The sequence below is a fragment of the Turicibacter faecis genome, assembly GCF_037076425.1.
Lineage (GTDB): Bacteria > Bacillota_I > Bacilli_A > MOL361 > Turicibacteraceae > Turicibacter > Turicibacter faecis.
Map to the genome: position 1 here is coordinate 2,411,283 of NZ_AP028127.1, position 6,218 is coordinate 2,417,500.

Annotated in this window: 4 protein-coding genes, 2 pseudogenes and 1 other annotated feature (1 of these 7 only partly in view); of the genes and pseudogenes, 4 read left to right on the forward strand and 2 right to left on the reverse strand. The window is 33.0% G+C overall.

Annotated elements, in window-relative coordinates:
- Positions 1-146: a binding site (T-box leader), on the forward strand (it extends 79 nt beyond the left edge of the window).
- 57 nt (positions 147-203) lie between these two features.
- From asnS to rpoE, 4 genes are all read left to right on the forward strand, one after another.
- On the forward strand, positions 204-1,595 hold the full coding sequence (gene asnS / locus AACH31_RS11700) for an asparagine--tRNA ligase (protein ID WP_161831422.1): 1,392 nt from the start codon (positions 204-206) through the stop codon (positions 1,593-1,595).
- A gap of 213 nt (positions 1,596-1,808) precedes the next feature.
- A complete protein-coding gene (locus AACH31_RS11705) occupies positions 1,809-2,246 on the forward strand; it encodes a DUF1934 domain-containing protein (protein ID WP_338617708.1) in 438 nt (145 codons plus the stop codon).
- A 2-nt stretch (positions 2,247-2,248) separates the two neighbouring features.
- Complete coding sequence (argS, locus tag AACH31_RS11710; RefSeq protein ID WP_161831418.1) at positions 2,249-3,910, forward strand: arginine--tRNA ligase; 1,662 nt, start codon at positions 2,249-2,251, stop codon at positions 3,908-3,910.
- A 22-nt stretch (positions 3,911-3,932) separates the two neighbouring features.
- On the forward strand, positions 3,933-4,418 hold the full coding sequence (gene rpoE / locus AACH31_RS11715; RefSeq protein ID WP_161831416.1) for a DNA-directed RNA polymerase subunit delta: 486 nt from the start codon (positions 3,933-3,935) through the stop codon (positions 4,416-4,418).
- Positions 4,419-4,718: 300 nt separating this feature from the next.
- Here the strand turns inward: rpoE and AACH31_RS11815 are convergent.
- A pseudogene (locus tag AACH31_RS11815) lies at positions 4,719-4,985 on the reverse strand (transposase); the annotation flags it as partial.
- 83 nt (positions 4,986-5,068) lie between these two features.
- Positions 5,069-5,908: pseudogene (locus tag AACH31_RS11720) on the reverse strand (ISL3 family transposase).
- Between the last annotated feature and the right edge of the window lie 310 nt (positions 5,909-6,218).

Consider the following 6,218-nt stretch of genomic DNA (forward strand, 5'->3'; position numbering starts at 1 on the left):
GAAGTGAAGAACACCTTGGAGTAACTTACCGAAAACAATGTTTGTAAGTAGATTAAGTCGTAAATTCCGCGTTAAGGATGAAGTGTAAGAACTATATGTTCTTAAACTAGGGTGGTACCGCGGATTAACAGTCATTCGTCCCTTTTTTGGATGAGGACTGTTTTTTATTTTTAGTAATTAAAAAAATTAAGGAGGATTTTTAGATGGAGAAAGTTGTAACACGACAATTATTTAGAAACTTAGAACGATTTGAACATCAGTCTATTGAATTGAATGGATGGGTTAGAAATAATCGTGCTCAAAAATCTTTTGGCTTCTTAATGATTAATGACGGATCATTTTTTGAAACCATTCAGGTTGTATATGAGGAAAGTTTAGATAATTTTAAAGAAATCCAAAAAATCCGTGTAGGTTCAGCTGTAACTGTATATGGGGTAGTTATACCTACGCCAAATGCTAAACAACCTTTCGAGATTAAAGCGCATAAATTAGTCTTAAAAGGAGATTGTCCGGAAGATTATCCAATTCAACCTAAAAGACATACTCGTGAATTCTTAAGAGAAGTAGCTCATTTACGTCCCCGAACTAATTTGTTTTCTGCCGTTTTTAGAGTGCGTTCATTAGTTGCATTTGCAATACATAGCTATTTTCAAGAAAAAAACTTTGTATACGTGCATACCCCAATTATTACAGGTTCTGATGCTGAGGGAGCGGGAGAGATGTTTCGAGTTACAACACTAGACTTAGATAATATCCCTCGAAATGAGGAAGGAGTCGTAGATTTCAAACACGATTTTTTTGCTAAGTCTACTAACTTAACAGTATCGGGACAACTTGAAGGGGAAGCATTCGCTCTTGCCTTACGAGATGTTTATACATTTGGCCCGACTTTCCGTGCAGAAAATTCTAATACCCAACGTCATGCATCAGAATTTTGGATGATTGAACCAGAAATGGCGTTTGCCGACCTAAAAGACGATATGGATATGGCAGAAGGAATGATTAAATATATTATTAACTATGTACTAGAAAATGCCCCAGAAGAGATGAACTTTTTTGATCAGTATGTTAGCAAGGGAGTACTAAATCGAGTTCAAACTGTTGCTAATTCTACATTTAAACGAATTACCTATACAGAAGCAATCGATATTTTATTAACTGCCAATAAAAAGTTTGAAAATAAAGTTGAATGGGGGATTGACTTGTCGACTGAACACGAAAGATACCTGACTGATGAAGTTTTTAAATCGCCGGTATTTGTAACAGACTATCCTAAGGACATTAAAGCATTTTATATGAGAGTTAATGATGATCAAAAAACAGTAGCAGCTATGGACCTGTTAGTTCCAGGGGTAGGAGAACTAATAGGAGGATCCCAACGAGAGGAGCGTCTAGATATTTTAGAAAAACGTATGGAGGAAATAGGTGTTCCTACAGAAGATTTAAATTGGTATTTAGACTTACGTCGTTATGGTGGTGTGACTCATTCAGGATTTGGATTAGGTTTTGAGCGTATGGTTATGTATCTAACTGGAGTTGAAAACATTCGTGACGTAATTCCTTTTCCACGTACCCCTAAAAATGCTGAATTCTAATTGATGATAAAAAAACTAGAAAAATAGATATTATTTTCCTAGTTTTTTTTGTCTTTTTTTATAGATATAATTTAAAAAGTTGATTCCAAAAAATTCTAAATAGAATAAGACATCGTATATATTTATAAAATTATTGCAATAATCATATAGAATGGATAAAATAAATTGTGCTATAATTAAAAGATAAAATTACACATTATGGATGATGGTAGAATGGTTATGAGTAAAATAACGGGTGTGGTTAATTTTCATATGAAATTAACTCAAGGTTTAGAGGTAACAGAGACCTCGTATGAGACGCAAGGAAAATATTATAAAAAAAATAATATAGGCTTTTTATTCTTTGAAGAGAAAAATATTGACGATGACCATATTACGAAGTGTAGATTAGAATTTGATGATAACACTATTCGTATTCGTCGCAATGGAACGATAATATTAGATCAAAGATACACCAAAAAAAAAAATGTAGATGGGTATATAAAAACGCCTTACGGTGAACTTATTAGCACGGTAAAAACTCATTGTTATAATCTAGAGGAATGCGAAAATAAATTTCGGATAAATTTAGACTACGATTTAACTGTACAAAAGGAAAGAGTAGGAAATTATAAACTGAGCATTTATTTTAAAAAGGAGGATATGTCTTAGATATGATCCAAACGCTGAAAGAAAACTTAAAGAATGAAATTAAGGAAACAGTTATCAAGTGTGGTTATGTTTCTTGTGAGGAAGATATCAATGTTATTTTAGAAAATGCGAAAGATGCAAAACACGGGGATTATTCGACTAATATTGCAATGCAGTTAACTAAACGTGCAAAGAAAAATCCACGTATTATAGCTGAAGAAATAGTAAAAAACTTTGATACAAATAAAGCTGATGTTGCAAAAATTGAAATTGCCGGCCCAGGTTTTATCAATTTTTTCCTGAAAAAGACGGTATTTACTAAGTCTATTAAAGGCATCATTGATTTAGGTGATGATTACGGTAAAAGTAATTCCGGAAAAGGTTTGAAATATAATGTTGAGTATGTTTCAGCTAATCCGACTGGCGACCTACATTTAGGTCATGCTCGAGGAGCTGCCTTGGGTGATTCTCTTTGCCGACTTTTGTCGAAAGCGGGATATGATGTGACTCGTGAATACTATGTAAATGATGCGGGAAATCAAATTCATAATTTAGTTGTTTCGGCTTATGCTCGTTATTTAGAGGCATTAGGGAATGAATCAAAAATGCCGGAAGATGGTTATTATGGACCGGACATTATTTTGTTAGGACAAATGATGGCGGAAAAATATAAAGAGCAATTTGTTGGAAAATTAGATGAAAATTATGATTTGATTCGTCAAATATCGCTTGATTATGAGTTAGATAAAATTAAAAAAGATTTAAATATGTTTGGGGTAGAATTTGATTTATTTACGAGCGAGAAATCAATCTACGATAAAAACCTCGTGAAAGAATCAATAGATCTTCTTCAATCAAAGGGATATATTTATGAAAAAGATGGGGCAATTTGGTTCCGTTCGACTGATTTTGGAGACGACAAGGATAGAGTTTTAAAAAAATCAGATGGCTCATATACTTACCTAACACCGGATATTGCAAATCATATCGAAAAACTTAATAGAGGAAATGATAAGTTAGTAGATATTTGGGGAGCAGACCATCATGGATATATTGCTCGCGTAAAAGCTGCGATGCAGGCATTAGGATATGAGGCGGATAAATTAGAGGTAGATATTATTCAGATGGTTCGCTTAATTAAAGACGGAGAAGAGTTCAAAATGTCTAAGCGAACGGGAAAAGCTGTTACGATTCGTGATCTTGTTGATGAGGTTGGAGTAGATGCTGTTCGTTATTTCTTTGTCATGCGTAGTGGTGAAACACAAATGGATTTCGATTTAGATTTGGCTACGAAAAAGTCAAATGAAAATCCTGTTTACTATGCTCAATATGCACATGCAAGAACATGTTCTATATTAAGACAGGCTAAAGAAAAAGGCTTTTCCGTTGACGTAAAAGAAAATTATGAATTTATTAATCACGAAAAAGAGTATGAAGTTATTAAATTAATGGGGGAATTTCCTAACGTTGTAGCAGATGCAGCAGCAAAAAGACGTCCTCATTTAATTTGTAATTACGTAAATGATTTAGCAACAGCCTTCCATAGCTTATATAATGCTGAAAAAGTAATTAATGAAGAGGATAATGCAAAAACAAACGAAAAATTAGCATTGATCCAAGCTCTTGAGATAACTATAAAAAATGCATTAAATTTAATTGGAGTATCGGCGCCGGAAAGAATGTAAATTATAAAGAGGAGGATTTAGAATGACTACACATAATGAAGAAATGTCAATGTTAGAAGTAGCGGAGTTATTAATTCAAAGAAAAATAAAGCCTCAAAAATTCGAGAAAATCGCTAAAGAGGTATGCGAAATTATGGGATTAACTGATGAACAGTTTCAAGCAAGATTACCACAATTTTATTCAGATTTGACCTTAAGCGGTAAGTTTGTAACTGTGGGTGAAGATAAATGGGATTTAAAATCACGTCAAAAATATGAAGTAGCTAACTATGATACATATGATATCGATTTCGATGATGAGGAAGTAGAAGCAATTACTGAAGATGGGTTTGATACATATGATGCCGAACCTGTCTACAAGGAAGAAATGGATAAAGATGAAACTGATGAGTTTTTAGATAAGGCTGATAATGAAGATGATTACAGTGATGAAAGTGAAGTAGAGGTTGATGAGGACCCAGAAGAGTTTGAAGGTCTAGCTATATACCAAGAGGATGAATTAGAATAGTTGTTCAAATTAAGGTTTTTAGGTTAAGACGATAAAAGATTAATCTCAGGAAAATAATAGATACTCGTAAATCTTCCAACAAATGGATGCTTAGTAGTAGCGTTTGTTGGAAGATTTTTTTGATGCACTATGTTAAAAGGTTAATGAAATGATAGTCTATCGCAGTGAAAGACTAAATTGAAATCCTAGTGGCTATACTGCTAGGATTTTTGTTTTAGGTTTTGTTAGATTTTGAACCATGAGAATACGAGATTTAATTACCCTAGCAATGAAGGAAATGTACGAGCTTCGCTACATACACTAGGGGACCCAATGATAGAAACTACGGTATCCAAAGGCAATACGCCTAATGACCTTAATTTTATTATTAATTCCTTCGATAGGACCATTTGTGTAATGAGTTGAGAGAGTATTTTTAATATAGGATTGATAAGTTTTAAAGGTTTGGAAAGCTGTTTGAAACTCAGGAGAAACAAGTGGGTGTTCCGTTTCGAGTAAATGATTAAATCGTTTTAAGTTTTTCGTCTGAAGAGCGAAAAGTAACTCTGGATATAAATCATAAGTTGCTTTTAATTCAGAAGGTGTTTAAAACAGTAAACTGATCGATAAGTGGTGACATTAAGTAAAGCGTGAGATTTTAAAAATAAACGTTAATAACGTTTGAATTTACGACCATGCTTTTTGAACTTTTTCATGAATCGAATTCGAGTTTTATTCAGTGCACGAGAGAGATATTGAACAAAATGAAATTTATCAATGATAATTTAGGCATGAGGAAAAAGATTCTTAATGAGGCTGATGTAAGGAGCGTACATATCAATCACAATATTTTTCACTCGATGACGTGCTTCCTTTGTGTATCGTTTAAAATAAGCTTGAAGGGAGCTTAAACGACGATCTTCAACGATATCGATGATTTGTTTTGAGTCAGCATCGCAAAAGATAAAAGACATATGACCCTCAGCAGATTTAACGGATTTAAATTCATCAAAACAGAGATTTTCAGGTAAATAATTAAGGTTTAAAGTTTGAGAGTTATAAAAGCTATGGATGATTCGATTGACGGTTGAATGAGAGACCTGATGGCGACGTGCAATATCACATTCAGAAATTTTATTTTGGGCCTCTAAAGCAATGGCGTGTTTCGTGTGATAAGAAATGTAATAGTTCTTTTCAACGATTGAAGTACTTAGTGTAAAAGTAGACTGGCAATGCCCACAATAATAACGCTGTTTTTTTAGGGCTAAGTAGCTATCGTGAAGGGAGACTTTTAGAATGGCGATTCGAGAGGTTTTAAATCCATGCTTCTTAAATTTTGAATAAAATAGGGTTCTGTACTTTTGACAATGAGTCGGTTGATACGTAAGAATACCTTTAAAGATAAAGCTAGTAATTCCGTTCAATTTTACTTTCTCAAGATAATCTTTTGAAAATGTAATATTTTTATCTTTAATATTTAAAAGTTTTCTAGTGAAATATGAGTGAGACATCAAATCTTATCCTTTCAATATTGTTTTAGTCGATAACATTGTGACAGGATTGAGACTTGAGGTCTCTTTTTTTCATACTATAAAAGTGCTGCTTAATCAACAACACTAAATATTATAGACCCCTTTTAATTATGATTTATCAAATAGGATTCTGCATTTTTGACAATAAGCAGGTTGCTATGAAAAATAAAGATAGTCATTTCAGTTTATCTTCTCTAATTAATTCTATGGGAGTATAATGTCTTAGCTAATAAAATAGTAAAGGTATTGAGGGGAGTGCTCTTTTTTTATGTCGCAAGAAACATATTAC

What these genes read in the sequence shown, in the direction of transcription:
- asnS (WP_161831422.1), top strand. Translation starts at nt 204, where the DNA reads ATGGAGAAAGTTGTAACACGACAATTATTTAGAAACTTAGAACGATTT.
- AACH31_RS11705 (WP_338617708.1), top strand. Translation starts at nt 1,809, where the DNA reads ATGGTTATGAGTAAAATAACGGGTGTGGTTAATTTTCATATGAAATTA.
- argS (WP_161831418.1), top strand. Translation starts at nt 2,249, where the DNA reads ATGATCCAAACGCTGAAAGAAAACTTAAAGAATGAAATTAAGGAAACA.
- rpoE (WP_161831416.1), top strand. Translation starts at nt 3,933, where the DNA reads ATGACTACACATAATGAAGAAATGTCAATGTTAGAAGTAGCGGAGTTA.